Origin of the sequence: Aquamicrobium sp. NLF2-7 (assembly GCF_022359935.1) — a bacterium.
Lineage (GTDB): Bacteria > Pseudomonadota > Alphaproteobacteria > Rhizobiales > Rhizobiaceae > Mesorhizobium > Mesorhizobium lusatiense.
Genome location: NZ_JAKSED010000001.1, coordinates 3,205,872 through 3,231,827, shown reverse-complemented (window position 1 = coordinate 3,231,827; position 25,956 = coordinate 3,205,872). Strand labels below are relative to the sequence as shown.

General features: G+C 61.8%; 26 protein-coding genes. 15 read left to right on the top strand and 11 right to left on the bottom strand.

Annotated elements, in window-relative coordinates; all coding sequences use genetic code 11:
- Positions 1 to 2 precede the first annotated feature (2 nt).
- The 6 genes from MIC97_RS15845 to MIC97_RS15820 form a co-directional block, all read right to left on the bottom strand.
- On the bottom strand, positions 3 to 1,490 hold the full coding sequence (locus MIC97_RS15845) for a CpaF family protein (protein WP_239800812.1): 1,488 nt from the start codon (positions 1,488 to 1,490) through the stop codon (positions 3 to 5).
- 32 nt (positions 1,491 to 1,522) lie between these two features.
- Complete coding sequence (locus MIC97_RS15840; RefSeq protein ID WP_239800811.1) at positions 1,523 to 2,803, bottom strand: CpaE family protein; 1,281 nt, start codon at positions 2,801 to 2,803, stop codon at positions 1,523 to 1,525.
- Between the two features lie 31 nt (positions 2,804 to 2,834).
- Positions 2,835 to 3,518, bottom strand: coding sequence for a CpaD family pilus assembly protein (locus MIC97_RS15835; protein ID WP_239800810.1), 684 nt, complete (start codon positions 3,516 to 3,518; stop codon positions 2,835 to 2,837).
- A 14-nt stretch (positions 3,519 to 3,532) separates the two neighbouring features.
- Entirely contained in the window at positions 3,533 to 4,993 is a 1,461-nt protein-coding gene (locus tag MIC97_RS15830) for a type II and III secretion system protein family protein (RefSeq protein WP_239800809.1), read from the bottom strand.
- Positions 4,990 to 5,805, bottom strand: a complete 816-nt coding sequence (cpaB, locus tag MIC97_RS15825; protein WP_183828061.1) for a Flp pilus assembly protein CpaB — start codon at positions 5,803 to 5,805, stop codon at positions 4,990 to 4,992. Before cpaB ends, MIC97_RS15830 begins: the two co-directional genes overlap by 4 nt.
- A gap of 194 nt (positions 5,806 to 5,999) precedes the next feature.
- Positions 6,000 to 6,518, bottom strand: a complete 519-nt coding sequence (locus tag MIC97_RS15820; RefSeq protein ID WP_239800808.1) for a prepilin peptidase — start codon at positions 6,516 to 6,518, stop codon at positions 6,000 to 6,002.
- Between the two features lie 159 nt (positions 6,519 to 6,677).
- Between MIC97_RS15820 and MIC97_RS15815 the strand changes: the two genes are divergently transcribed.
- From MIC97_RS15815 to MIC97_RS15765, 11 genes are all read left to right on the top strand, one after another.
- On the top strand, positions 6,678 to 7,142 hold the full coding sequence (locus MIC97_RS15815) for a pilus assembly protein N-terminal domain-containing protein (RefSeq protein ID WP_239800807.1): 465 nt from the start codon (positions 6,678 to 6,680) through the stop codon (positions 7,140 to 7,142).
- A 153-nt stretch (positions 7,143 to 7,295) separates the two neighbouring features.
- On the top strand, positions 7,296 to 7,904 hold the full coding sequence (locus MIC97_RS15810; protein ID WP_239800806.1) for a TadE/TadG family type IV pilus assembly protein: 609 nt from the start codon (positions 7,296 to 7,298) through the stop codon (positions 7,902 to 7,904).
- Positions 7,905 to 7,957: 53 nt separating this feature from the next.
- Entirely contained in the window at positions 7,958 to 8,560 is a 603-nt protein-coding gene (locus MIC97_RS15805) for a TadE/TadG family type IV pilus assembly protein (protein WP_239800805.1), read from the top strand.
- Between the two features lie 138 nt (positions 8,561 to 8,698).
- A complete protein-coding gene (locus MIC97_RS15800; RefSeq protein WP_239800804.1) occupies positions 8,699 to 9,940 on the top strand; it encodes a phosphopentomutase in 1,242 nt (413 codons plus the stop codon).
- Entirely contained in the window at positions 9,933 to 10,823 is an 891-nt protein-coding gene (gene mutM / locus MIC97_RS15795) for a bifunctional DNA-formamidopyrimidine glycosylase/DNA-(apurinic or apyrimidinic site) lyase (RefSeq protein ID WP_239800803.1), read from the top strand. The genes MIC97_RS15800 and mutM overlap by 8 nt, the downstream gene beginning before the upstream one ends.
- 34 nt (positions 10,824 to 10,857) lie before the next feature.
- Entirely contained in the window at positions 10,858 to 11,631 is a 774-nt protein-coding gene (locus MIC97_RS15790) for an enoyl-CoA hydratase (protein WP_239800802.1), read from the top strand.
- Between the two features lie 168 nt (positions 11,632 to 11,799).
- Positions 11,800 to 12,066, top strand: a complete 267-nt coding sequence (gene rpsT / locus MIC97_RS15785) for a 30S ribosomal protein S20 (RefSeq protein ID WP_183828043.1) — start codon at positions 11,800 to 11,802, stop codon at positions 12,064 to 12,066.
- Between the two features lie 801 nt (positions 12,067 to 12,867).
- Complete coding sequence (dnaA, locus tag MIC97_RS15780) at positions 12,868 to 14,421, top strand: chromosomal replication initiator protein DnaA (protein WP_239801168.1); 1,554 nt, start codon at positions 12,868 to 12,870, stop codon at positions 14,419 to 14,421.
- A 397-nt stretch (positions 14,422 to 14,818) separates the two neighbouring features.
- Positions 14,819 to 15,937, top strand: coding sequence for a DNA polymerase III subunit beta (gene dnaN, locus MIC97_RS15775; protein WP_239800801.1), 1,119 nt, complete (start codon positions 14,819 to 14,821; stop codon positions 15,935 to 15,937).
- Positions 15,938 to 15,977: 40 nt separating this feature from the next.
- Positions 15,978 to 17,117 carry a DNA replication/repair protein RecF gene (gene recF / locus MIC97_RS15770; protein WP_239801167.1) on the top strand — a complete coding sequence of 380 codons (1,140 nt, stop codon included), beginning with the start codon at positions 15,978 to 15,980 and terminating at the stop codon, positions 17,115 to 17,117.
- A gap of 60 nt (positions 17,118 to 17,177) precedes the next feature.
- A complete protein-coding gene (locus MIC97_RS15765; RefSeq protein ID WP_239800800.1) occupies positions 17,178 to 17,945 on the top strand; it encodes a molybdopterin-synthase adenylyltransferase MoeB in 768 nt (255 codons plus the stop codon).
- A 2-nt stretch (positions 17,946 to 17,947) separates the two neighbouring features.
- On the opposite strand, the gene MIC97_RS15760 is transcribed toward MIC97_RS15765, so the two are convergent.
- Both MIC97_RS15760 and MIC97_RS15755 read right to left on the bottom strand, forming a co-directional pair.
- Positions 17,948 to 19,168, bottom strand: coding sequence for a serine hydrolase (locus tag MIC97_RS15760; protein WP_239800799.1), 1,221 nt, complete (start codon positions 19,166 to 19,168; stop codon positions 17,948 to 17,950).
- A gap of 100 nt (positions 19,169 to 19,268) precedes the next feature.
- The gene (locus MIC97_RS15755; protein ID WP_239800798.1) at positions 19,269 to 20,270 is read right to left on the bottom strand and encodes a D-glycerate dehydrogenase; all 1,002 of its coding nucleotides are present in this window, start codon (positions 20,268 to 20,270) and stop codon (positions 19,269 to 19,271) included.
- A 169-nt stretch (positions 20,271 to 20,439) separates the two neighbouring features.
- Between MIC97_RS15755 and MIC97_RS15750 the strand changes: the two genes are divergently transcribed.
- Positions 20,440 to 21,018 (top strand): SH3 domain-containing protein, encoded by a 579-nt coding sequence (locus MIC97_RS15750; protein WP_183828027.1) that lies wholly within the window; start codon positions 20,440 to 20,442, stop codon positions 21,016 to 21,018.
- Between the two features lie 6 nt (positions 21,019 to 21,024).
- On the opposite strand, the gene MIC97_RS15745 is transcribed toward MIC97_RS15750, so the two are convergent.
- Both MIC97_RS15745 and irrA read right to left on the bottom strand, forming a co-directional pair.
- Positions 21,025 to 21,381 (bottom strand): DUF4260 domain-containing protein, encoded by a 357-nt coding sequence (locus MIC97_RS15745; RefSeq protein ID WP_239800797.1) that lies wholly within the window; start codon positions 21,379 to 21,381, stop codon positions 21,025 to 21,027.
- A 13-nt stretch (positions 21,382 to 21,394) separates the two neighbouring features.
- A complete protein-coding gene (gene irrA / locus MIC97_RS15740; protein ID WP_183828021.1) occupies positions 21,395 to 21,799 on the bottom strand; it encodes an iron response transcriptional regulator IrrA in 405 nt (134 codons plus the stop codon).
- 272 nt (positions 21,800 to 22,071) lie between these two features.
- Here irrA and fabA point away from each other — a divergent pair, with 272 nt between their 5' ends.
- From fabA to fabI, 3 genes are read left to right on the top strand one after another with little or no spacing between them, the layout of a single operon-like run.
- Positions 22,072 to 22,587, top strand: coding sequence for a 3-hydroxyacyl-[acyl-carrier-protein] dehydratase FabA (gene fabA, locus MIC97_RS15735; RefSeq protein WP_239800796.1), 516 nt, complete (start codon positions 22,072 to 22,074; stop codon positions 22,585 to 22,587).
- A 37-nt stretch (positions 22,588 to 22,624) separates the two neighbouring features.
- A complete protein-coding gene (fabB, locus tag MIC97_RS15730; RefSeq protein WP_239800795.1) occupies positions 22,625 to 23,845 on the top strand; it encodes a beta-ketoacyl-ACP synthase I in 1,221 nt (406 codons plus the stop codon).
- Positions 23,846 to 23,856: 11 nt separating this feature from the next.
- On the top strand, positions 23,857 to 24,669 hold the full coding sequence (fabI, locus tag MIC97_RS15725; RefSeq protein ID WP_239800794.1) for an enoyl-ACP reductase FabI: 813 nt from the start codon (positions 23,857 to 23,859) through the stop codon (positions 24,667 to 24,669).
- Between the two features lie 139 nt (positions 24,670 to 24,808).
- Here the strand turns inward: fabI and MIC97_RS15720 are convergent, their stop codons facing one another.
- Entirely contained in the window at positions 24,809 to 25,813 is a 1,005-nt protein-coding gene (locus MIC97_RS15720) for a class I SAM-dependent methyltransferase (RefSeq protein ID WP_239800793.1), read from the bottom strand.
- Positions 25,814 to 25,956: the final 143 nt, after the last annotated feature.

The window sequence follows — 25,956 nt, the reverse complement described above, 5'->3', positions numbered from 1 at the left end:
GCTCAATCAGCCCGCTTTTCCATGGCTTCCAACGCGACAGCCAGCCTCTGATCCTCGCCATAATAGCGGGCGCGGTCCCAGAAGTGCGGCCGGCCGATACCCGTCGAGACATGCTCGCCGATCAGCTTGCCGTTCGCGTCCTCGCCCTTGATGTTGTAGAGAACCAGATCCTGGGTAATGACGACGTCGCCTTCCATGCCGATCACTTCGGTGACGTGGGTGATGCGGCGTGAGCCATCGCGCAGGCGGGCAGCCTGAACGATCACGTCGACCGAGCCGACGATGATCTCGCGCACCGTGCGCTGCGGCAGCGAATAGCCGCCCATGGCGATCATGGATTCCATACGGCTGAGGCATTCGCGCGGGCTGTTGGCGTGGATCGTTCCCATCGAGCCGTCGTGGCCGGTGTTCATGGCCTGCAGCAGGTCGAACACTTCCGGACCGCGCACCTCGCCGACGATGATCCGCTCCGGGCGCATGCGCAGGCAGTTCTTCACCAGATCGCGCATCGTCACCTCGCCCTCGCCTTCAAGGTTGGGCGGGCGGGTTTCGAGGCGCACCACATGCGGCTGCTGAAGCTGAAGCTCGGCCGAGTCCTCGCAGGTTATGATGCGCTCGTCACGGTCGACATAGTTGGTCAGGCAGTTGAGCAGGGTGGTCTTGCCCGAACCCGTGCCGCCCGAGATCACCACATTGCAGCGTACGCGCCCGATGATCTTGAGGATTTCCGCGCCTTCCGGCGAGATCGCGCCAAAACGCACGAGCTGGTCGAGCGTCAGCTTGTCCTTCTTGAACTTGCGGATGGTGAGCGCGGTTCCGTCGATGGCCAGCGGAGGCGCGATCACGTTGACACGCGAACCATCGGGCAGTCTGGCGTCGCAGATGGGTGAGGATTCATCGACGCGGCGGCCCACCTGGCTGACGATGCGCTGACAGATGTTGAGCAATTGCTGGTTGTCGCGGAAGCGAATGCCGGTCTGCTCGACCTTGCCGTTCACCTCGATATAGACGTTGCGCGAGCCGTTCACCATGATATCGGCAATGTCGTCGCGGGCCAGAAGCGGCTCCAGCGGACCATAGCCGAGAACGTCATTGCAGATGTCTTCGAGCAGTTCCTCCTGCTCGGCGATCGACATGGCGAAGTTCTTGATCGCGATGATGTCGTTGACGATATCGCGGATTTCCTCGCGCGCCGCCTCGGGATCAAGCTTGGCGAGCTGCGACAGGTCGATGGTGTCGATCAGCGCGGCGAAGACCTGGCTCTTGGTGTCGTAATAGCTTTCGCTGCGCTCACGCTGCACGCGCTTTGGCTGGGCCGCCAGCGGGGGAGCCTCGACAACACGGCGCGCAGGCGGGGGCACTGGCGCGACCGGCTCGGCAACGCGCGATGGAGAGGTGTCCGCTGCGCCTGCAGCAGGAGCTGCCGGCGCAGGCGCTGGCCGCGAGAACAACGGCTTGTCCCTGTCGTCACTGCCTCTTTTTCCGAACATGATCGACTACCTGTCCCCTGCCCCGGCTATGCTCACTTTGCGCGCTTCAGCTTTTCAAGGATCGAGCCCAGTCCGGCCTTCTTGCGAGCCTTGATCTCGGCGCGCCCCGTCAGCACATGGGCGATGTCGTTGATGGTGGCCACAACCGGGCTTTTGGCATCCATTTCGCCCAGCATGCGCCCGTTATTGGCGGCATTGCCGAAAAGCTGCGGATCGAAGGGGATCACCGCCATCGGCTCCGTTTCCAGCGGCTCGGCGAAATCCTGAACCGAAATCTCGGGGCGCTTCGGCACGCCCGTCTGGTTTAGGATCAGCTTCGGCGGCGGATCGTTGGGCCGCAGACGCTTCAGCATGTCCATAAGGTTCTTGGTGTTGCGCAGGTTGGCGAGTTCCGGCGTCGCGGTGATCACCACCTCGTCGGCGTGCATGAGCGTGCTCTTGCTCCAGCCGCTCCAGATGTGGGGAACGTCGAGAACGATGACGGGCGCCGTGCGCTGCGCCGTATCGATGATCTGGGCGAAGGCGTCGGCATCGAAATCATAGACCCGGTCGAGCGTCGAAGGCGCGGCCAGCAGCGACAGGTTTTCCGCGCACTGGGCCAGCAGGCGGTCGAGATAGACCTCGTCGACGCGCTCGGGCGAGAACACAGCCTCTGCAATCCCCTGGGCCGGATCCTGATCGAAATTGATGTTGGCCGTGCCGAAAGCGAGATCCATGTCGGCGACGACAACCTCGGACCTGAACAGCGAGGAAATCGCCCAGCCCACATTGTGCGCAATGGTGGACGAGCCGGTGCCTCCCTTGGCTCCGACGAAGGCGATGGAACGGCCGATCGGGGCCGCCTCAGGGTCCACGAAGATCGTGGCAATAACACTGACGATGTCGGCCATCGATACCGGCGCAACCACATATTCGGAGATGCCGTTGCGGATCAGCTCGCGATACAGCCCGACATCATTGTAGTGCCCGACGACAACTACCTTGGTGGAAGGGTCGCAATGCTCGGCGAGCTGCGCAAGCTGCTCCAGCAGTTCCTTCGGCTCGCTGCGGGACTCCAGAATGATCAGGTTCGGCGTGGGCGCGGTCTGATAGAACTCTATCGCCGTGGCGATCCCGCCCATATGCACCTTCAGATGCGCCTTCGACATGCGGCGGTCATCACCGGCACGTTCGATGGGAACCGAGACCCCTTCGCTCTCGCAGAACGCCTGGATGGAGATGCGCGGGATCGGCCGCAGCATCTGCATGGAGGTCAGGTCCTGTTCGGCGGAAATTTCCGCCTCGATCACATGTTCATAAGCCAGATTTGTCATGCTGCTTGCCCCCCGGACAGGCCGGACTTCATCAATAGTTCACTTCGCCAGCGGTGGTGCTGTTTCCGGCTTCCCGGTAAACGTCGATAACCACGTTACGGTTTTCCGCATCTATTGTGGTCTGCTTGCGCGGACCCAGCAGGTCGGCCGGATTGGCGATCTGTGCGGCAAGATTGTTCTGGTACGAGCAGCCGAAATTCGCGTAGTGCCTGTTGTCGGACGTATCCAGAATATCCTTCGGCCAGCGCCCGCACTTGTCGGTCTGCGCCCTGATCGAACTGTAGACCAGCCGTACCGGCGCGGTCAGTTCATCGGGCGAAGCCTGATAGCGCGCCATCGCGATGCGATTTGGCCTGACGCCGTTCGCCGCGGCCAGACGAGCAAATTCGCGGGCTACCTTGCCGGCGGCATGCTCGTTTGCGGATCCGGCCGGGACTGCAATCGTGAGAACAGGAGCAGCACCAGTGTCATATCCGTCCAAGAACCCGGCCAGCGCCTGACGCTGCATCTTGGAGACGCCCTGTGCCGAGGCCGACACCGGCAGGTCCAGTGTCTTGTCCTTTTCCGAAATGACGATCGGATGATTGGTGCGATAGTCATCCGGAATGGACCCGACGACGACGCTGTCGCGATTGGCGCATCCGGCCAGCAGCGCGGCGGCGGCCACGGTCAGGATTGCGACACTTGCCCTTGCTTTGAACATTGCGCTCGACATGCCCGTTTCCCCGCTCACTTGTAGATGAAGCCGACCATGCCGTGATAGCGACCGGCAGGCTTGTCGGTTTTCATGGTGCCGTAGACACGGTTCACGCGGCCAAGGAACATGGCGGCGCCATCGCTTGCGGCATTGAAATTGTCGTCCGGCTTGGCCAGCTCATTGCGCGCCACCGGCTTCGACAGATAGGGCGTGACGAGGATCACCAGTTCGGTTTCGCTGCGCACGAAATCACGGCTGCGAAAGAGGGTGCCAAGGACAGGCACCTGAGAAAGTCCCGGTATGCGGTTGTAGATCTGCCGCGAATTGTCGTTGACCAGTCCCGCAATCATCATGGAGCCGCCGGACGGCAATTCAACCGTGGTATCGGCCAGCCGCTTCCGCAACGACAGGATATTCTGGCCTTCCATATCAACCGAACCCTCGGGTGTCGGTTCGGAAACCGAGGTTCGGACCTTCAGGCTGATGCGACCGGGCGACAGGACAACCGGCTGGAACTCCAGGCCAATGCCATATTCGATCTTTTCCAGAGTTCGGACCGTCCGCCCCTCTTCATTCACGACATTCGCAACGATGTTGTATTCGCCACCAGCACGAAAAGTCGCCTGCTCGCCGGATACGGCGCTCAGCGTCGGCTCCGCCAGCGTGCGCATGACACCTGCCTGCTCCATGGCGTTGACATAACCGCGTAGCATGTCAGCACCGCCCAGACCTTTTCCTGCCTGAAGCAAATTGGTGGGGTCCAGCATGTCGAAACGAATACCGCTCGTCTGCGCCACCATGTTGACGCCGAGCTGCTTCATCACGGAACGGCTGATTTCGGCCACCGTCACCTTGAGCGTGACCTGATCTTCGCCCATGATCTGAAGCATGTTGATGATGCTGCTGCTGCGGCGTGCACTGTCAGGATTGTTGATAGCAACACCCGAGTTGGATGATCCACCCGCCGCCGTTTGCGAGTACTGACCGGTCGTCGCCTCGCCACCCCTGACAAAGGCACTCGCAAGCTGCTCGGCCCGCTTGGCATCCAGAGGCGTATCAACGCTACCGGTCAGAACCACGTTGTCGTTGACGAGTTCAACCCTGATGTTCGAATTCGGGATGAAGCGCTTGAGATAGTCTTCGATGCCGGCGACATCCCGCTCGATCGCGAGGTCGAAGCTGGCAATCTGCTCCCCGTTGGGGCCGAACACGAAAATGTTGGTCTCACCAACTGCCTTGCCGAAAAAATAGATGCGCCGCGATGTACGCGTCACGGCATCGGCAACACCGGGATTGGCGACCAGAATGTCGTAGGCGTCACGCGGCAGATCGATGACCACCGATTTGTTGAGGCCAAGCTTGATGCGCTGACTGGCTGAGGTCGCGCTCACCTGGCCCGCGGCATCGGCCGTCATCGTTCCGGACGGAACGGTGACGGCGAAAATAGCGAGAGCGGCGGCGACTGTGACCGGAAGTTTCCTGAATGACCTCATTTCCTTGCCCCCACTTCGGAAACTTCGCCAGACCGGATAAGACGCACGGTGCCGCGGCGGCCGTTGCCGCTGACCAGATAGTCTGCCTCGCTCAGGCCTGTTTCCTGCGTATCCTTGATCGAGCGCAGCGCCAGCGTGAGGCGATCCGCCATCTGCTGGGCGACGGTGATGATTTCCGACTGCCGCGGCGTCAGCTCCAGCGTCGCGGTCTGGCCAACCCGCGTCTTCTTGCCCTCCTCATCCTCCTGGATGGTCTGATCAATGGCGAGGACGCGAATGTTCTTCAGGATCGTTTCAGTGGTGAAGCCGCTGCCGCCGCCGGCATTGTCGGCACGGCGGGTCATGATGACGTCTACATAATCGTTGGGAAGAATGAAGCCGCCGGCGGATGTATCGGCTGCGATCGAGGTGGCCACCGCACGGTGGCCCGACGGCAGGATCGACGACATGAAGCTCTGTCCTTCGTCGATCAGCTTCGCGCGCCGCACCGGCTCGCCACTGTACATCGCCATGCGCGTGACGGAACCTTTCAGCTTTTCGACCGCGTCGGGTTCGTTGTCGCGCGTAATAAAGTGCTGATTGACGGCATTTTCGGGCCATGCCGACCAGGCCACATTGGAGCCCAGCGGCGCGCCGATCGGCACATCTCCCGACACAACGGCTACATCGACCATCTTCACGGCCGGCTCACGCGGCTGCGGCTCAGCCACGACAGGCTGCGGCGGCGGAACCGCCATGTTCTTGGCGACATAGCCCGCACCGCCCGCAGCGGCGACCGCAACGCCCAAAATTATCAAACGGGATGCAGCCATACGTCCAACCCCTAAGCCCCAGAAAGCATCAACCCAGGTCGGACATTGCAGCGCCAATCCTCAAATTATGGTTAATGAGCTGCTTACAAAATTGCTTAACGCGAGGTTATCGTCGCTTTCCGCCAAAAAAATACGCCGCACGGTCAGGTGCGGCGTATTGGAAGCCTGTTCCGGAAATTCTGCGTTTCAGGCGGTCAGCCTGCCAGACGGGCGATGGCCCACGCGGCCAGCGCGGTTTTGGGATAGATCACAAGGCCCGCGAAACCCAGCGCAACACCGTAGGGGATACCCACGCTGGTATCGCCGAAATGGCGCAGGAACATGTTGTCACGCGTGAAATCCGCCAGAAACGACTTGCGATACATGAGTGTGGCAAGCGTCAGCAGGCCGCCGACAAACGATGCATAGATGAGGTATTCCACCAGCAGGATGTCGAAGCCCATCCAGACGGCGGTTGCCGCCATGAGCTTGGCATCGCCGCCGCCCATGCCGCCGATAGCGAACAGGACGAAGGTTGCGCTCAGAACCAGCGCGCCCGCGGCCAGATGCATTCCCACAGTGCTCCACTCCATGCCGGTCAGCGGCGCGATCACCATGAAGCTGCCCACCAGAACCAGAGAGACGCGATTGGCGATGGTCATCGAAAGCGCATCCGAGACCGCTGCGAAGACCATGCAAAACGGGAAAATGACGAAAATCAAAGCTTCAAGCATGGAGGCCCCACCCGACATGTAATGATGGGCGCATCCTTACATGCCTTGCGTTAAAGATCGGTGAGCCTCTGCCTGAATGCCTGCCTGCGAGGCTTAACCGTTGCTTCACCAAAACCGTTCATATTCCGTTGATCACTCTGGCGGAGCGGGAGAACGGGCATGGGCATGTGGAGACCGGTGTTGCTTGCGGGCGCTTTGTTCGCGGCGGGAAACTGCACAGTCCGGGCCGCAGAAACGACCGTTGCCGAGCCGGTGGTGGAAACGGCCGCGCCCGCGACAGAAGCCGGCATAGAGGTCGTCATGAACCAGGCCCGCATCGTCAAGCTGTCGCGCCCGGCCGATACGATCGTGATCGGCAACTCCGAAATCGCGGACGCATCGGTTCAGGATGCCACGACGGTAATCCTGACCGGCAAGGGATTTGGGGTCACCAATCTGGTCATTCTGGACAGTGACGGCGCTCCGATCATGGATGAACAGGTGACGGTCGCGCGCCAGACGGCCTCGACGGTGCGCATCTACAGGCGCTCCGACGTGCAGACCATGTCCTGCACGCCCTATTGCGAAAGCTCCCACAAGAGCGAGGCCGAGAGACTGTCTGACAGCGACCTGAAGCGCGAGTAACCGGCTCATCCGGGCAACAGCATCCGGCCCCGGCGATCCAGGGTTGACGCACCCTTAATTGCCACCGTCGGAATTTAGCGATCACCCAAACGGGACTTCAACGGCTTCCGTCTATGATCCGATCCACTGACAAAGGGGGTCGGCGGTAGAGACATGGAAAGCGTTCCCAACAGGTCACGCACGAAGGCGAGGCGGCGTCTGACGAGTCTTCCCGGCAGGTTCAGGCGCGATGCAAAAGGCAGCACGGCGATTGAATTCGGCATGCTCATCCTGCCGTTCGCGCTGCTGACCTTTGCCATTCTGGAAAGCTGCATCTCGTTTGCGGGAAAACAGATGCTTGCGAACGCTGCCGACGATGTGGCGCGCCAGTTCCGCACCGGCCAGTGGCAGGCACCGGCCACGGCCGCAGAAAAAACTGCCTTGCAGGAAAAGATCTTCACACTTGTCTGCGGCCGGATGTCAGTCATCGTCACCGAGAATTGCCCTGGCCTGAAGATAGACCTTCGTCACTTCGACAATTTCACCGATGCCGCGAAACTCGGCTACGCCATCGAAGGCAAACAGCTGGTTCTGACTGACAATGGCAAGACGGACGCCAAGGGCTTCGTCATCGATCCGGGTTCGACCATGTCGCGCAACATGCTGCGCCTCTTCTACGAATGGCCGATCATCACCGACTACATGAGCAAATACATGGCACCGCTGGCAGACAACAAGACGGTGCATTTTGCCACCATGACCTGGCAGAACGAACCTTACTGACACGCGCCGCACACAAACGGCTGAAGATGATCGCTGGTACGGGGGTACTAAGCATGCTGAAAAATCTGAGAGAGAAAATCGCCGGTTTCAGGCGCGACCGGCGCGGCGTTGCGGCGGTCGAGTTCGCTTTCATCGCACCGATCATGCTGGCGCTTTACTTCATGACCGTGGAAGCGGTGCAGGGCATCGATACCAGCAAGCAACTCAGCCGGCTGGGTTCCATGGTCGCCGATCTCGTCGGGCAACAGGATACTCTGACGAAGGAGGCTCTGACAGGCATCATGCGCGTCGGCCAGACGACGATGCGTCCTTACAATCGCTCCAGCCCGACGATCACAGTTACCGGGATCAAGATTTCAAAAAACAAAGGTGGCAGCCTCGAACCCAAGGTCGTGTGGTCGGGAACGCTGAAGGACAACGTCTACAGCACGGGTATCGCCAAAAACTCCATCGTTACTGTTGAGAAGGACATTAAGACCGACGACACGTTCCTCATAAAGGTGGAAATCAGCCTGGGTTACAGACCGATCATCGCTTGGGCCTCAGGCGCTGAAAGAACCACGGGCCTCACCGGCGCGTTCAGCAACATCAATATGAACGAGGTCTATTACGGCAGACCGCGAATCCGGAGTGAAATCGCCTGTTCTAACTGCTGACGCAGCGGCACGCCTGACCGGCGTTTGCAGATTGCCAAGGTGCCATGCCGGGCTTATGTCTGGATCTCCTGATCAAGCTGATCCGCGTCCGCAGGACCGCCCCGCCTCGGAGGATGTGATCTTTACCATAAGGTCGTAATGGCGCGCGCTTTCGTTTTTGTTCTCGATTCCTTCGGCATCGGTGGCGCAGCAGACGCAGCCGAGTTCGGGGACGAGGGCGCCAACACATTCGCCCACATCGCCGATGCATGCCGCTCCGGCAAGGCGGACCGGCCGGGCCTGCGCAATGGTCCGCTTCTTCTTCCCAACATGACCGCACTGGGTCTCGCTCATGCAGCCCACATCGCTTCAGGATATGATTTCGAGCCTGCCAGCGCACCGCTTCTGCCTTCCTCCTTTCACGGAGCCGCGCAGGAGATTTCAAGCGGCAAGGACACGCCCTCCGGGCACTGGGAGATCGCCGCGCTGCCGATGCGCTTTGGCTGGGGGCGATTTCCCGACACGGTGCCCGCCTTCCCCCCTGCCCTGACCGAGGCCATGATCCGCGAAGGCAACCTGCCCGGCATCCTCGGCAACTGCCATTCGGACGGCATGGCGGCAATCGAGGTATTCGGGGCAGAACACATCGCGACCGGCAAGCCGATCTGCTACACATCCGTCGATTCCGTGCTGCAGATCGCAGCGCATGAAGAGCATTTCGGGCTCGACCGGCTTTATGAATTCTGCAAGATCGTGCGGCGGCTGTGCGATCCGCTCAAGATCGGCCGGGTCATTGCCCGCCCCTTCCTCGGCGAGACTGCGGACACTTTCAAACGCACCGCCAACCGGCGCGACTATGCCGTCTCCCCGCCCGAACCAACCCTGCTCGACCGCATCACCGAAGCGCATGGGCGCGTTCTGGCCGTTGGCAAGATCGGTGACATCTTTGCCCATCGCGGCGTGACCACTCTGCGCAAGGCCGCCGACAACATGGCCATGTTCGATCAGGCGCTGGAGGCGATGAAGGAAGCGATTGACGGCGACTTCGTGTTTGCCAACTTCGTCGATTTCGACAGCGAGTTCGGCCATCGCCGCGACACCGCCGGCTATGCGGCGGCACTGGAAGCGTTCGACTGCCGCGTACCGGAAGCGCTGGCGCTTCTGGCACCCGGCGATCTGTTCGTGCTCACGGCCGACCACGGCAATGACCCCACATGGCGCGGCACCGACCATACACGTGAACGCATTCCGCTGATCGGCCTGGCGCCGGGACTGGCTGGCGGGAGTGCGGGCCTGAGAACGACATTCTCCGATATCGGCGAAACAGTTGCCGAGCATCTGGGCATCGGGCGCGGAAAATACGGAACATCCTTTTACGGAGATATCGGCGGCCATGCCTGAACTGCCCGAGGTGGAAACCGTCCGGCGCGGGCTCCAGCCGGTTCTGGAAGGCGCCCGCATCGTCAGCGTCGAGACCCGCCGTCCCAACCTGCGCTTCCCATTTCCTGAAAAATTCGCCGAGCGCCTTGATGGGCGCACCATAACCGCGCTTGGCCGGCGCGCCAAATATCTGACCATGCACACAGATGGTGGACCGGCCCTCATCTGCCATCTGGGCATGACCGGATCTTTCCGCATCGAGGACGGCAGCGACAGCGCAACACCCGGCAGCTTTCATTATGAACGCCCAAGGGCTTCCGCCCACGACCATGTCGTGTTCGATGTGGTGTCGGCCGCAGAGGCGCAATATCGCGTCGTGTTCAACGACCCGCGCCGTTTCGGTTTCATGCTGTTTTCCGAGACCATACCGGACGAGCATCCGATGCTGGCTGGCCTCGGCGTGGAACCGACCGGCAACACGCTCGATGCGGATCTGCTCGCCGCCTTGTTCCGAAACCGCAAGGCGCCTCTGAAGGCTGCACTTCTGGATCAGCGCCTGATCGCCGGGCTCGGCAACATCTATGTCTGCGAGGCTCTGTGGCGTGCGGGCCTTTCGCCGTTGCGCGCGGCCGGCACCATCGCCGTTCCCGGCCGCAAGGCGGCGGAGCAACGCCAGCGGCTGGCCGAATCCATCCGCGAAGTGATTGCCGACGCCATCGCGGCCGGCGGCTCCTCGCTGAAAGACTACATGCATACCGATGGGTCGCTCGGCTATTTCCAGCACAGCTTTGCCGTTTATGATCGCGAGGGCGAACCTTGCCGCAAACCGGGCTGCCCGGGCGCGGTGGAGCGGATCGTGCAGAGCGGCCGCTCCACCTTTTATTGCCGCAGCTGTCAGAAATAGGCTAGGTCTCTGCAGCGCTCAGGAGAGGAAACGCATGGCTTACGAAAACATCATTGTCGAAACCCGCGGCAAGGTCGGGCTGATCACGCTGAACAGGCCCCAGGCCCTCAATGCGCTGAACTCGGCCGTGCTGGGCGAACTGCTCGTCGCAACGAAGGCGTTCGATGCCGACGACAATATCGGCGCGATCGTGCTGACCGGCTCGGAAAAGGCCTTCGCGGCAGGTGCCGACATCAAGGAGATGCAGACGAAGACTTATGTCGACGTCTATCTGGGCGACCTGTTTTCCGGCTGGGAGGACTTCACCCGCACCCGCAAGCCGATCATCGCGGCGGTTGCCGGCTATGCACTTGGCGGCGGTTGCGAGCTTGCCATGATGTGTGACTTCATCATTGCCGGCGACAATGCGAAATTCGGCCAGCCGGAAATCACGCTGGGCGTCATGCCCGGCATGGGCGGCTCCCAGCGCCTCACCCGTTTCGTCGGCAAGTCCAAGGCCATGGACATGTGCCTGACCGGCCGAATGATGGATGCTGAGGAAGCCGAGCGTGCCGGTCTCGTCTCCCGCATCGTGCCCGTCGGCGAACTGGTCGGGGAAGCGCTTAAGGCGGCGACGAAGATCGCCGAATTCTCGCTGCCGTCCGTGATCATGAACAAGGAGGCGATCAACCGCTCCTATGAAGTGACGCTGGCCGAGGGCCTGCGATTCGAACGGCGGGTTTTCCAGTCCATGTTCGCGCTGGAAGACCAGAAGGAAGGCATGAGCGCCTTCGTGGAGAAGCGCAAACCCCAATTCCGCAACAGATGAGGCCTTTCAGAAGGTCGAATTCGCGGTTTGGATGCGAAGCAAGATTGACTGAGCTGTAAAGCTGAATTATAAGCCGCCCCAACTGAGGTGGCCTCGTTGCTGCCCATTTATTTTGCGCCGTGCGGGTTGCCGCAAGCGTCCACCTATTGAGATCAGAAGAGAGGCACCATGGCCAACACTCCCTCGGCCAAGAAGGCTACGCGCAAGATTGCTCGCCGCACCGCGATCAACAAGAGCCGCGTTTCACGCGTCCGCACTTTCGTCCGCAAGGTCGAAGAAGCTCTGGCCGCTGGCGACAAGGCAGCCGCCGAGACCGCTTTCCAGAATGCACAGCCCGAACTGATGCGCGCCGCCTCCAAGGGCGTGCTGCACAAGAATACGGCTTCCCGCAAGGTTTCGCGACTGGCTCAGCGCGTCAAGGGCCTGTCTGCCTGATTCCTTAACAAGGAACCGTCAAATTCTCTGAAACCCGGCGCTCGAGCCGGGTTTTTTTCGTCGTCTGAATAAAAGCGGGAATGGCGCACCGGAAGCTTCCGCGGGGGCAGGTTTCCGGTCACCGGAAATTTTGCCGGTATGTGACTTTCCTGCTGCATCAGCGCGCCATTGGCGCCGCCAGGAATGGCAAAAAAATCCCTTTATTTTCATGAGCTTAAAGAAGGTCATCCACAGCTTGTTCATATCGGCGGGAGCCGAAAGGGGACAACCGGGTGTCAAGCAAAATATTAAAAAAAAGAATCACGCCAGCTATCGTTTCCGGGCGTTCTCGAAAAGGGTTTGAATCCCAATGGCTTTCAAGATTGCCATGCCCGCAGACACTGCCGTCAAGGGTAATTTGGTAACCAGATTCGCTCAAAACCAGTAAGATGTGGCCTTGCCCTTTCCACAGCGATTTCGTTAGTGTCTGGTCATCGAAAGGGACGGGCTTTTAGCCCTCGACCTACTCATAACAAGACAGCATTGGCACCGTGGGCGCTCGCCCGCGTACAGGTCGGTTGTCGCTTTCGATACTGGTAGGGGACCAGTCATTCGTATGGCGCGTTGAAGTTTGGCCGGCCACAAGCCGGACGGCTTGCTTTGTCATGCGCTTGGTTTCCCTGTCGTGGAAAGAACCGGAAACGGTTCGGCCTGCGGCGAGCATATCCGGAGATGGCCAGCGGCGGCCGCGACGGACATAATCATAACGAGGCCGCCACGGGCATGATGCCCCTGGCGCAAGTGCGGGACAAGGATCACGAAATGCAGAGCGGCATGGGCAGGGAACTTGGCGGTGCTCCCTACGAGGGGGACGTTGCCAAAGGACATGACATGACAACTGTTGGGGAGGCAGATCACAAGTTCGAGCGTGTGAAGGCAAAGCTCAAGGCACGTCTGGGTGCAGAGGTCTATTCGAGCTGGTTCGGCCGCATGAAGCTGGCTGAAGCCTCCAAGGGCGTTGTGCGCATCTCCGTGCCAACCGCCTTCCTGCGCTCCTGGATCAATGGCCACTATCTCGACCAGATTGTCGAACTGTGGAAGGAAGAGGATGCAGAGATCCTCAGGGTCGAAATCATCGTGCGCACAGCCGCAAGGCAGTCACGCGCGGCTGATGCCGAGGTCCCGGCCCAGCAGCGACGTCCGGTTTCGCGTCAGGCGCAGACGGCGCTGGCCTCCACCATGGCCAATAACGGCACCAACAACGGCAAGACCGAGCGCATGCCGGCGCAGCGTCCGGGCCCGGTCGAAACCGAGTTCCGCCAGAACGTCCTCGGCTCGCCGCTGGACCCTCGCTACACCTTCTCTTCCTTCGTGGAAGGCCCGTCGAACCGCGTTGCCTTCGCTGCCGCGCGCGCCGTGGCGGAATCGCAGTCCAGCGCGGTGCGCTTCAACCCGCTGTTCCTGCACGCCACCGTCGGCCTCGGCAAGACGCACCTTCTTCAGGCGATAGCGGCGGAATCGCTGCGTCAGAACCCGCGCTCGCGCGTCGTCTATCTCACGGCTGAATACTTCATGTGGCGCTTCGCCACCGCCATCCGCGACAACAATGCGCTGACGCTCAAGGAGCAGCTTCGCGACATCGACCTGCTCATCATCGACGACATGCAGTTCCTGCAGGGCAAGTCGATCCAGCACGAGTTCTGCCACCTCATCAACATGCTGCTGGACAGTGCCAAGCAGGTGGTTGTCGCAGCCGACCGGCCGCCGGCGGAACTGGAATCGCTGGAGCCGCGCGTACGCTCGCGCCTCAACGGCGGCGTCGCGCTGGAAATGTCGACGCCTGACCTCTCCATGCGCCTGTCGATGCTCCAGCAGCGGCTGGCGGCGGCAAAGGCTGAAGATGCATCCATCGAGGTTGCCGACGACGTTCTTGAGCATGTGGCCCGCACCGTCACCGGCAGCGGCCGTGAGCTTGAAGGCGCGTTCAACCAGCTTCTGTTCCGCCAGACCTTCGAGCCGCAGATCACCGTGGACCGGATCGACGAGATTCTGGGCCACATCTACCGCTCCGGCGAGCCGAAGCGGGTTCGCATCGAGGACATCCAGCGCATCGTTGCCCGCCACTACAATGTGTCGAAGACGGAGCTGCTCTCCAACCGGCGCACCCGCACCATCGTCAAGCCGCGTCAGGTGGCCATGTATCTTTCCAAGGTGATGACGCCGCGCTCGCTACCGGAAATCGGCAGGCGCTTCGGCGGCCGCGACCACACCACGGTGCTGCATGCGGTGCGCAAGATCGAGGGCCTGTCGGACAACGACAACACGCTGGCGCAGGAACTTGAGCTTCTGCGTCGTCTGATCAACGATCAGGCCTGACGCGCGCCATGAAGGCATGGCGGCTCATTGCGCCGCCATGCTCCGGAGCAGCGGACGCTCTGACGAACGCAGCCTCGCTGCTCCGGCTTGTTTTGCCTGGCCGCATTTGTGCGACGTCAGACTTTTCCGTCTGACTGCAAAATGCTCTAAAACCTTGTAAAACCCGCGCAACAAAGCCGTTTGGTCTTGCTTTCAGGGCGCTTTTCCTGTCAGCTTAATCCCCATTCCGGAGTGTCACGCGTCCTTCCCGAGGGCGGGGCGCTGCGGATATCTTGATTGAGCGTCGGGGCATTGCGAAAACCGATCCCGCTTTCGGCCCGATGCTCCGAGCCATTCAGACTGTGGCAGGTTGCCGGTCCGGGAGCCTGCCCTTTCCTTCAAGCGAGCCTGTTTCGTCATGCGTGTAATTCTGGAACGGTCGAACCTCCTCAAGTCCCTGAACCACGTTCACCGCGTGGTCGAGCGGCGCAACACAATTCCGATCCTCTCCAACGTGCTTTTGTCCACGGACGGTTCCAGCCTCGAACTGAAGGCTACCGACCTTGACCTCGAGATCACCGAGGCAACCGCCGCGCGGGTCGAGCAGCCCGGCGCCACCACGGTGCCCGCCCATCTGCTTTACGACATCGTGCGCAAGCTCTCCGATGGCGCCGAGGTGATGCTCAAGACCGACGAGGACGGCGCGGCCATGACCGTGACCTCCGGGCGCTCATCGTTCCGCCTGCAATGCCTGCCGCAATCGGATTTCCCCGAACTGTCGGCCGGCTCGTTCCCGCATATCTTCCGGCTGGATTCCACCGCGCTGAAGGGTCTGATCGAAAAGACCCAGTTCGCCATCTCCACCGAAGAGACGCGCTACTATCTCAACGGCATCTTCCTGCACACCCATGAGGCTGGCGGCAATCTCAGGCTGCGTTCCGTGGCGACGGATGGCCATCGTCTGGCCCGCGCCGAAATCGACGCGCCCGCGGGTTCCGAAGGCATGCCGGGCATCATCATTCCGCGCAAGACGGTGGGCGAACTGCAGAAGCTGGTCGACGATCCGGACGTGGCGGTGACGACGGAACTGTCCGACACCAAGATCCGCTTCACCATCGGCTCCGTGGTGCTGACCTCGAAGCTCATCGACGGCACCTTCCCGGATTACCAGCGCGTCATTCCCACCGGCAACGACAAGCGCCTCGTCATCGACCGCCAGAGCTTTGCCGCCGCCGTCGACCGCGTCTCCACCATCTCGTCCGAGCGCGGGCGCGCGGTGAAGCTGTCGATCAGCGAAGGCCAGCTGACGCTTACGGTCAACAATCCCGATTCCGGCAGCGCGGTCGAGGAACTGGCAGCCGACTATTCGTCTGATCCCATCGAGATCGGCTTCAACGCCCGCTATCTGCTGGACGTTGCGGGCCAGCTCTCCAGCGGCGACGCCGAATTCATGCTGGCCGACGCCGGATCGCCCACGCTCATCCGCGACACCAGCGACGAGAACACGCTCTATGTGCTGATGCCGATGCGCGTGTAGGGCAGTTTGCGGGCCTCTCCGTCAGGCCCGCGCCATGGCCATGCCGCTCAGTTCCCACATCCGCAGGCTTACCCTGACCAACTTCCGCAACTATGCGACGCTGTCGCTTGAGCTGAAGCCGGGGCCTGTTGTGCTGAGTGGTGACAATGGCGCCGGAAAGACCAATCTTCTCGAAGCGGTTTCCCTGCTGGCGCCGGGGCGCGGCCTGCGCCGCGCGCCCTATGCCGACGTTGCCCGCGAAGGCGGTGACGGCGGCTTTGCCCTGCACGCAAAGCTCGACGGGCCGGAAGGCGAGGTCGATATCGGCACCGGGATCATGGCTGGAGAGGCCGGCGAAGGCGGACGGCGCGTGCGCATCAACGGCGCGCCGGCACGCAATGCCGACGAATTGCTGCAATGGCTGCGGGTGATGTGGCTGACGCCCTCCATGGACACGCTGTTCACCGGCCCTGCCGGTGATCGACGCCGCTTTCTCGACCGCCTCGTGCTGGCCATCGACGCCGCCCACGGCCAGCGCGCACTGGCCTATGAGAAGGCGATGCGCGGGCGCAACCGCCTGCTGGCCGAAAATTCCCGCGATGGCGCCTGGTTCGAGGCCATCGAGACGCAGCTTGCCGAGACCGGCGTGGCGATTGCCGCCGCGCGTGCGGAACTGCTGCGACTGCTGGCCGCCAAGATCGAGCAATTACCCGGCGACGGCCCCTTTCCGCAGGCCGACATCGCCCTTTCCGGCGAACTGGAAGCGCAGGTCGGCACCATGCCGGCCGTCGATGTCGAAGAAGGTTTTCGTCGGGCGCTTGCAGCCGGGCGCGAACGCGACCGGGCGGCGGGGCGCACGCTGGACGGTCCGCACCGCTCCGACCTTATCGTGCGCCACCGGCCGAAATCCATGCCCGCCGAACTGTGCTCGACCGGCGAGCAGAAGGCGCTGCTGGTCGGCATCGTGCTTTCCCATGCGCGGCTGACCGGCGAGATTTCCGGCATGACGCCGATCCTGCTGCTCGACGAGATCGCCGCGCATCTGGATGCCGGCCGCCGCGCGGCGCTGTTCTCCATTCTGGAAGACATGAACTGTCAGGCCTTCATGACAGGCACAGATGCCGCGCTGTTTTCCAGCCTCGAAGGCCGCGCTCAGTTCCTCACCGTAGATCACGGAACGGTGGGCGACACGCCCGCCTGACCAAACGATCCGGCATTGCTGCGAATGACACGTCCCGCCTGACACGCTATGGTCGGCGTCATGACCTTGCCCTCCCTGAACGACGACGAACTTGAGCGCTATGCGCGCCACATCGTGCTGCCGGAAATCGGCGGTGCAGGCCAGCGCCGGCTGAAGGCGGCGCGGGTGCTGGTGGTGGGTGCCGGCGGGCTCGGCGCGCCGGTTCTCGCTTATCTCGCGGCAGCGGGCGTCGGCACGCTCGGCATCGTCGACGACGACGAAGTGTCGCTTTCAAACCTGCAACGCCAGATCATCCACGGCACGGAATCGCTGGGTCGACCCAAGGCCGAAAGTGCGCGCAATGCGATCCTGCGCATCAATCCGCATGTGAAGGTCGAGCTTCACCGGCTGCGCCTGACGCCGGCAAACGCCCCTGCCCTCGTCGCTGCTTACGACCTCACCGTAGACGGAACCGACAATTTCGAGACGCGCTTTGCGGTGGCCGATGCCTGCGAACGGGAAAGGCGTCCGCTGGTTCATGCCGCCGTCGGACGTTTCGACGGCTCGCTCACCGTGCTCAAGCCGTTCGAAGTGAACGAAGATGGCGGGCAAAACCCGTCCTATCGCGACCTGTTTCCGGAACCGCCGCCGCCGGGGCTCGTGCCCTCCTGCGCGGCGGCCGGCATTGTCGGCGCGCTTGTGGGCGTGATGGGCACCCTGCAGGCGATGGAGGCGATCAAGCTGATCACCGGCATTGGCGAGCCGCTTGTCGGGCGGCTTCTGCTTTACGATGCGCTTGCCGCCCGTTTCGACACCATCCGCTACAAGCGGCGCGCCGACAGCCAGTAGGCTTACAAGCCCTCGGCGATCGCCTGGAAAGCGGCGATGCTCTCCCGCTTCATTTCCTGTCCCGTATTGTTGTAGTCGGCATAGGCGGAGGTCTTGGCGATGACGATCTTTCGCTCGGGGTTGATGTAGATGAACTGCCCGTAAATGCCGACGCCGGTGAAGTCGCCACCTTTTCGTTCCGCCGGTATCCACCACTGATAGCCATAGCCATATGTCTTGCCGCCTCTGCCGTCGTCACGGCCCGGCATCAGGTGCGGCGCATCTGGTGTGGTGGAGGCCTTCACCCAGTCCACAGGCACGATCTGCTCGCCGGACAGCGTGCGGCCTTCATTCAGATAAAGAAGCCCGAAACGCGCATAATCCCGAAGCACGGCGTTGAGGCCGCCGGCCGCTATGGCCTCGCCTTTCTGATCCGCCAGCCAGTAAGCATCGGCCTCCGTGCCGAGCTTCGACCACAGAACCTCGTTGAAATAATCGGCCAGGGGCTTGCCCGTTGCGCCTTCCAGCACAAGGCCCAGCACCTGCGTGTCGGCCGAGACGTAGCGGTTCACGGTGCCCTGCGGGATGTCGTTCTTCAGATGCGCGGTGAACTCCGTCACCGAGCCGCGCAGGATCTGGATGATGTAGCGCACGATGTCCGAGTTGAGATCGCCATAGTCTTCGTTGAAACCGATGCCGGACGACATCTGCAGAACGTTCCTGACGCTGACGCCCTTGTAGCCGCCTTCGGCCAGAACGGGTGCATAGCTATCCACAGGCTGGCTGATGTCGATCAGGCCATCCTCGACCGCTCTGCCGACAAGGGCCGAGACGAAGGATTTCGAGAGCGACATGGCGATCGACTGGGTTTCCGGCCCATTGCCGCGCAGATAGCGCTCATGAACGATGGCGCCATCCCTGATGACGATGAGGCCTGTGGTCTGCGTGCGCTCTATCCAGTCTTCCACGGAGCGGTTCTCGCCCCCGAAGCTGTAGTTTTCGGGCAGCGGACGCTCCTGCTTTTCCAGCGGGCTGGCAATCGCGCTCTTCGGCACCCGAATCGACGGATATTTCACGAAAAGGGAGCGGAAATTCTGGTCGATCACATCGGGCTTGAAGCTGTCGGCATATTCAAGCGCTGCGCGATAATCCTGGATCGTGTCCCAATATGTCCAGACAACCAAACCCGCCGCCACGGCCAGCGCTGCCACGCCGCCAAGACCCCAACGAAGAATTTTTCTCATGAATGCCCCTCCCGAACATGCGGACGATAGAGAGGCTTTTCATGCCAGACAACAGAGGCCCGGCTTACGCAAGGGGAACGGCGCGCGGGCGGCTGCCCGGTCAGACGCGCGTCGGGATCACCCGATCCGGCGGGCGATGCCCGTCGCAGAATGCGCGGATGTTGATGATGACCTTCTCGCCCATGTCGATGCGGCCTTCCAGCGTGGCCGAGCCCATATGCGGCAGCAACACCGCCTTGCCTTTGGTGGCCAGCTTGAGCAGCTTCGGATTGACCGCCGGCTCGTTCTCATAGACATCGAGGCCCGCACCGGCCAGCTTGTCCTCTTCCAGCATCCTGATCATCGCCTGCTCGTCGATCAGGTCGCCGCGCGCCGTGTTGACCAGATAGGCACCCGGCTGCATCAGCGCCAGACGGCGGGCAGACAGAAGGTGATAGGTGGCCGGTGTCGAGGGACAGTTGACGGAGATAATGTCCATGCGCGCCAGCATCTGGTCGAGGCTTTCCCAATAGGTCGCCTCCAGCTCGTCTTCCAGCGCCGGCATCACCCGGTGACGGTTGTGGTAGTGGATAGACAGGCCGAACGCCTTGGCCCGGCGGGCGACAGCGGTTCCGATGCGCCCCATGCCGACGATACCCAGCCGCTTGCCCCAGATGCGGCGACCAAGCATCCATGTGGGCGACCAGCCTTCCCACTTCTTGCCGTCGGGCAGAATGGCCGCACCATCCGTGAGCCGGCGCGGAACGGCCAGAATAAGCGCCATGGTCATGTCCGCGGTGTCTTCCGTCAGCACGCCGGGCGTATTGGTGACGGTGATGCCGCGGGCGGTTGCTGCCGCGATATCGATCTTGTCGATACCGTTGCCGAAATTCGCGATCAGCTTGAGATTTTCGCCGGCAGCGTTCAGGACCTCGGCATCGATCAGGTCGCTCACTGTCGGAACCAGCACATCCGCCTCGCGGACCGCCGCGATCAGTTCGGCCTGGCTCATCGGCCTGTCCTCGACATTCAGCCTCGCGTCGAAAAGCTCGCGCATGCGTGTCTCGACAGGGTCGGGCAGCTTGCGTGTGATGACGACGAGAGGTTTCTTCCTGCCGGCCATATTTACCCCGATCGCAGTTACCGTTGAGACCTCTTTAACCAAGACCGGCGAAACTGCAAAGCGGTCGCGGTTCGATAGCTCATGTACCAAGCCGATCCGCCGAAGACAAAGAAAAAGGGGCGGCCGCTTCATCCGCTCCATCCAACAGAATGCCTGCAAGGGAACGAAAGTGTCTGGTTTCGTGTCGTTTCGCCTTAGCCATCTTGCCCTCGGTGCAATGCTGATCGGCCTTGTTGCGCCGGTTTCCGCTGATGCTCAGTCCGCTGGCGCCCAATCCGCCGGCGCGCAGACCCAGAGTGTGCGGCTCGGCCCCTCCGGCCTGCCGCTGCCGCGCTTCGTCAGCCTGAAGTCCGCGCGCGTCAATTCGCGCGTTGGCCCCGGCACCAACTATTCCGTCGACTGGATGTACACCAAGGCCGGGCTGCCGATGGAGATCATTCAGGAATACGATACCTGGCGACGCGTGCGCGATGCCGAGGGATCCGAAGGCTGGGTGAACCAGTCGCTGCTTTCCGGCAAGCGCACGGCAATGGTTGCGCCATGGCAGCGCGGCAAGGATGCGCGCATCAATCTTCTGCGGCGGCCTTCCGAGGATGCCGCAGTGACCGCCATGGTGGAACCCGGCGCGATCGGCACCATCAAGTCCTGCAACGGAAAATGGTGCGAGATGAGCTTCGCCGGCCGCTCCGGCTGGATCAGCCAGTCGCTCGTCTGGGGTGCCTATCCGGGTGAAAAAGTAGAGGACTGAGCCTGCTCAGTCCTTTCCGATGCGGCCAAGATGTGTGTCCTGAAAGGATGATGCTTCCTTCAGCCCATATCCCAGCGCCCGATCCATGCCGATATGGGCAAGCCAGATCAGCCCGATGCTCAGGGGCAGCTCTGCCGTGAAAGCATATCCGGCAACGGCCAGCGCAAGCCCCCACAAGGTCGTGTGGAAAGCGTTGTAGAGAGGAGCGCCGACACGCGGCCCGCTCATATAGCCGAGCATGGACACGTCCGGCACCAGAAGCAGAACGGCAAACAGCCACCAGTTCAGGCCTGATGCGGCATAGATAATGACGGCCGCCAACAGCAGGCCGGCACCTTCCAGCCTGAGCAGCGTCCTTGTCACCGGTCCGGTCTGATTATTGTCTGGGGCGAAGGCGGATCACGATATCGACATTGGCGATTTCCATGCCTTCCGGAGGTTCCGGAATATTGGTGACCGTCATCGCGTCGCCCTCGACGTCGAAGATACGGTTCTCGCCCTCGATGAAGAAATGGTGGTGATCCGAGGTGTTGGTGTCGAAATAGGTTCTGGACCCCTCGAGGGCCAGAATGCGCAGCAGGCCGGCTTCGGTGAACTGGTGCAGCGAGTTGTACACGGTGGCAAGAGAAACCGGAACGCCGGCGGCCAGCGCCTCCTCATGCAGTTCCTCAGCCGAAAGATGGCGATCACCCTTGGCAAAAAGCAGCTCTGCCAGCGCGACGCGCTGGCGCGTCGGCCTGAGACCGGCGTCACGAACTCGCTTATCCACAGCGTTCCTCATCCTGAGCGCTTACACTTCCATCATTAGCTTATGGCCCAGCCTCATCGCCCTGAAAACACCACCATTCCGGCAAATTCAGGAGATCAAGCGAAAACCTTCTGCGCCCAGATATATTCTTTCGGGGGCTTACGATCAATAGCAGCGGATTGACCCGGACAAACCGTCGCGTTAGAGCCACACCTTCAAGGTAAACCACGGTTTCCGGCCTGAAACGGACTGTGTTACTAGAACTAAAGGGCGCACAGCCGCTCACTTGGACGGGGACGTTTTTAATGGCCGCAGGAAAATCCAGCTACGATTACGAAGAATTGCTCGCCTGTGCTCGCGGGGAGATGTTCGGGCCGGGCAACGCCCAGCTCCCCTACCCGCCCATGCTGATGTTCGACCGCATCACCGAGATCAGCGAGACCGGCGGCGACCACGACAAGGGTTTCATCCGCGCCGAGCTCGACATCCATCGTGATCTCTGGTTCTTCCCCTGCCACTTCATCGGCGATCCGGTCATGCCGGGCTGCCTCGGGCTCGATGCCATGTGGCAGCTGACCGGCTTCTTCCTCGGCTGGCTGGGCGAACCCGGCAAGGGTCGCGCGCTTTCCACCGGCGAGGTGAAGTTCACCGGCATGGTCACGCCTTCCGTGAAGAAGGTCGAATACGGCATCGACTTCAAGCGCGTCATGCGCGGTCGTCTGGTTCTCGGCATCGCCGACGGCTGGATGAAGGCCGACGGAGAGACCATATACAAGGCCACCGACCTGAGGGTCGGCCTGTTCAAGGAAGCAACGGCCTGATCCGCCACGGGTCCAGCCTGCCATCAAGGAGCATTCCATGAGACGCGTCGTTGTCACCGGCCTCGGCATCGTATCCTCCATCGGCAACAACGCCGATGAGGTCACGGTCGCGCTTCGCGATGCCAGATCCGGCATCAGCTTTTCCGATTCCTTCGCCGAACACGGCTTCCGCTCCCAGGTCTGGGGCTCGCCGACGCTTGACCCGACAGAGCTGGTCGACCGCCGCGCCATGCGCTTCCTCTCGCGCGGCGGCGCGTGGAACCATGTCGCCATGGAACAGGCCATCGCCGATTGCGGGCTGGAGCAGAACGACATCACCAATGAGCGCACCGGCATCATCATGGGTTCGGGCGGACCCTCCACGCGCATTCTCGTAGAGGCCGCGGAAACCACGCTGAAGAACGGCTCGCCCAAGCGCATCGGCCCCTTCGCCGTGCCGAAGGCGATGTCGTCCACGGCCTCGGCCACCCTTGCCACGTGGTTCAAGATCCACGGCGTGAATTATTCGATCTCGTCGGCCTGCTCGACCTCCGCCCACTGCATCGGCAATGCCGCGGAGATGATCCAGTGGGGCAAGCAGGACATGATGTTCGCCGGCGGCCACGAAGACCTCGACTGGACCATGTCGAACCTGTTCGACGCCATGGGCGCCATGTCCTCGAAATACAACGATACGCCCGCCACGGCCTCGCGCGCCTATGACGCCACGCGCGACGGTTTCGTCATCGCCGGCGGCGCCGGGGTGCTCGTTCTTGAGGAACTGGAACACGCCAAGGCGCGCGGCGCGAAGATTTACGCCGAGATCGTGGGCTATGGCGCAACCTCGGACGGCTACGACATGGTGGCCCCTTCCGGCGAGGGTGCGGTGCGCTGCATGAAGCAGGCACTTGCCACCGTGAAGGGCGATGTCGACCTTATCAACACGCACGGCACCTCGACGCCGGTCGGCGATTCCAAGGAAATCGGCGCCATCCGCGAAGTGTTTGGCGACAAGGCCCCGCACATTCAGTCAACCAAGTCTCTTACCGGCCATTCGCTCGGAGCCGCCGGCGTGCAGGAATCGATCTACTCGATCCTGCAGATGCAGGCCGGCTTCATCGGCGAAAGCGCCCATATCACCGAGCTGGACCCCGAATTCGAGGGCATTCCGATCGTCCGCAAGCGCATTGATGACGCAAAAATCGACATTGCGCTGTCCAACTCCTTCGGCTTCGGCGGCACCAACGCCACTCTCGTGTTCCAGCGCTACTCCGCATAAAGGATTCCAGAATGGATTCACTGATGAAGGGCAAGCGCGGGCTTGTCATGGGGGTGGCGAACGACCACTCCATCGCATGGGGCATCGCTCGACAGCTGGCCGCGCAGGGTGCTGAACTGGCGTTCACCTATCAGGGCGAGGCTTTCGGACGTCGCGTGAAGCCGCTGGCCGAACAGGTCGGCACCTCGCTTCTCATCCCCTGCGACGTGGAAGACAGCGCTTCCGTCACAGCCACCTTCGATACGCTGAAAAGCGAATGGGGCGGGCTCGACTTCGTCGTCCATGCCATCGGCTTTTCCGACAAGAACGAGCTGAAGGGCCTTTACGCCGACACCACGCGCGACAATTTCGTGCGTACCATGGTGATCTCCTGCTATTCCTTCACCGAAGTGGCGCGCAATGCCGCCGCGCTCATGAATGAAGGCGGCTCGATGCTGACGCTGACCTATGCCGGCTCGGTACGGGTCATGCCGAACTACAACGTCATGGGCGTTGCCAAGGCAGGCCTTGAGGCGAGCGTGCGCTATCTCGCCAACGATTACGGCCCGCGCGGCATCCGCGTGAACGGCATCTCGGCCGGTCCGGTGCGCACACTGGCAGGTGCGGGCATTTCCGATGCACGCTATATGTTCAACTACCAGAGCCGCAACGCACCGCTGCGCCGCACCGTCAACATCGACGAGATCGGCAATTCGGCGCTTTACCTGCTGTCGGACCTGTCTTCGGGCGTCACCGGCGAGATCCATTACGTGGATTCCGGCTACAACATCGTCTCGATGCCGACCCTGGATGAGCTCAAGCGCATGGACAGCGACAAGGGCTGAGTTCTCGCTCTACCCGCTATTTTTCAAAAAGCCGGACCGGCGATGGCTGTCCGGCTTTTTTGTTCGGGAAAGTCCTCCCGCCGTTGTTTCCGATGCAATTCCGAATGCAAAATCGCTCCGGACTTTTGCCGGAATTGCTCTACCTGCGCGCCAGAAACACCTTGAATCGGTTGTCGCGGGCGATTTCCTGCGACGATCCGAAGGCGCTGGCCAGCACCGGCTCGTAAGGCAGTTGCCGGTTGGCCACCATGACGAGCCGCCCGCCCGGTTTCAGCGCCTTCGCGGCAATCTCGATCAGGCGCTGCCCGATATCGGGTTCAGCTGCCCTGCCCTGATGGAAGGGCGGGTTCATGACGATCCAGTCGTAGCGGCGCTCGACGGGTTCGGCCAGCAGGTCCTGCCAGAACACGCCGGAGGCTTGCGGCACGTTGGTCCGCGCCGCTTCCTGCGCCTCGAAATCGGCCTCATAAAGATCGAGCGAGGCAAGCGAGGGCGTCCGGTCGGCAATGTGGGCCGCGAGATAACCCCAGCCCGCGCAGAAATCCGCGACATGGCCGGAAATCTTCTCCGGCAGGTGATCGAGCAGAAGCCGCGAACCGCCATCCGCCTTCTCGAAGGAAAACATGCCTGGCGCGGTATGGAAACGGCCTTCGACGACGGCGGGCGGATTGTCCGCGCGCAAGCTGACCGCCACCTCATCGCCCTGCGGCCGGTGCAGCCAGAAGGCTACGCCGTGGTATTTCGGCAGAGCATCCACCAGAGGCACCAGCGAGCCTATCCGCTTGCGCAGCGAGGCGATGCCGTCGTCCTTGCCGCCAGCCACAAGCACCGTTCCACCCGGAGCGATGCGCTCCAGCGCCTCGGCGATCCACAGTTCGTTCTGGCCACGATGACGGCCGGCAAGCACCAGCGCCATGTCGTAGTCCGTGCCCTCCGCGCGTGGCATCACCACCCTCCCCGCAGCCTCCAGCGCACGCACATATGGCCGGAAGCCCTGAACACAGTGGAGTTTTGCCGCAAACCCACCGGGCAACAGGAAACCGGGCTCGGCGCCGAAGAACAGCACGCGGCTGTCTACTCCAGGCGCATCCAGCGCTCCGGATTCAAAGGGGTAGAAAAGGGTTTTCAGGGCTTCGCGTGTCATGAGAGGCTGATAGAGCAAATTTACCCCTGATGCAGCGTCTTTCGTGATCGGCACGGGTTTTGAATGCGCCGGCTTGCATCCGAACCCGGAAAGACCTAGCTATTGGGCGAATTCAACCGATCAGGAGCCTCGGCACGATGGAT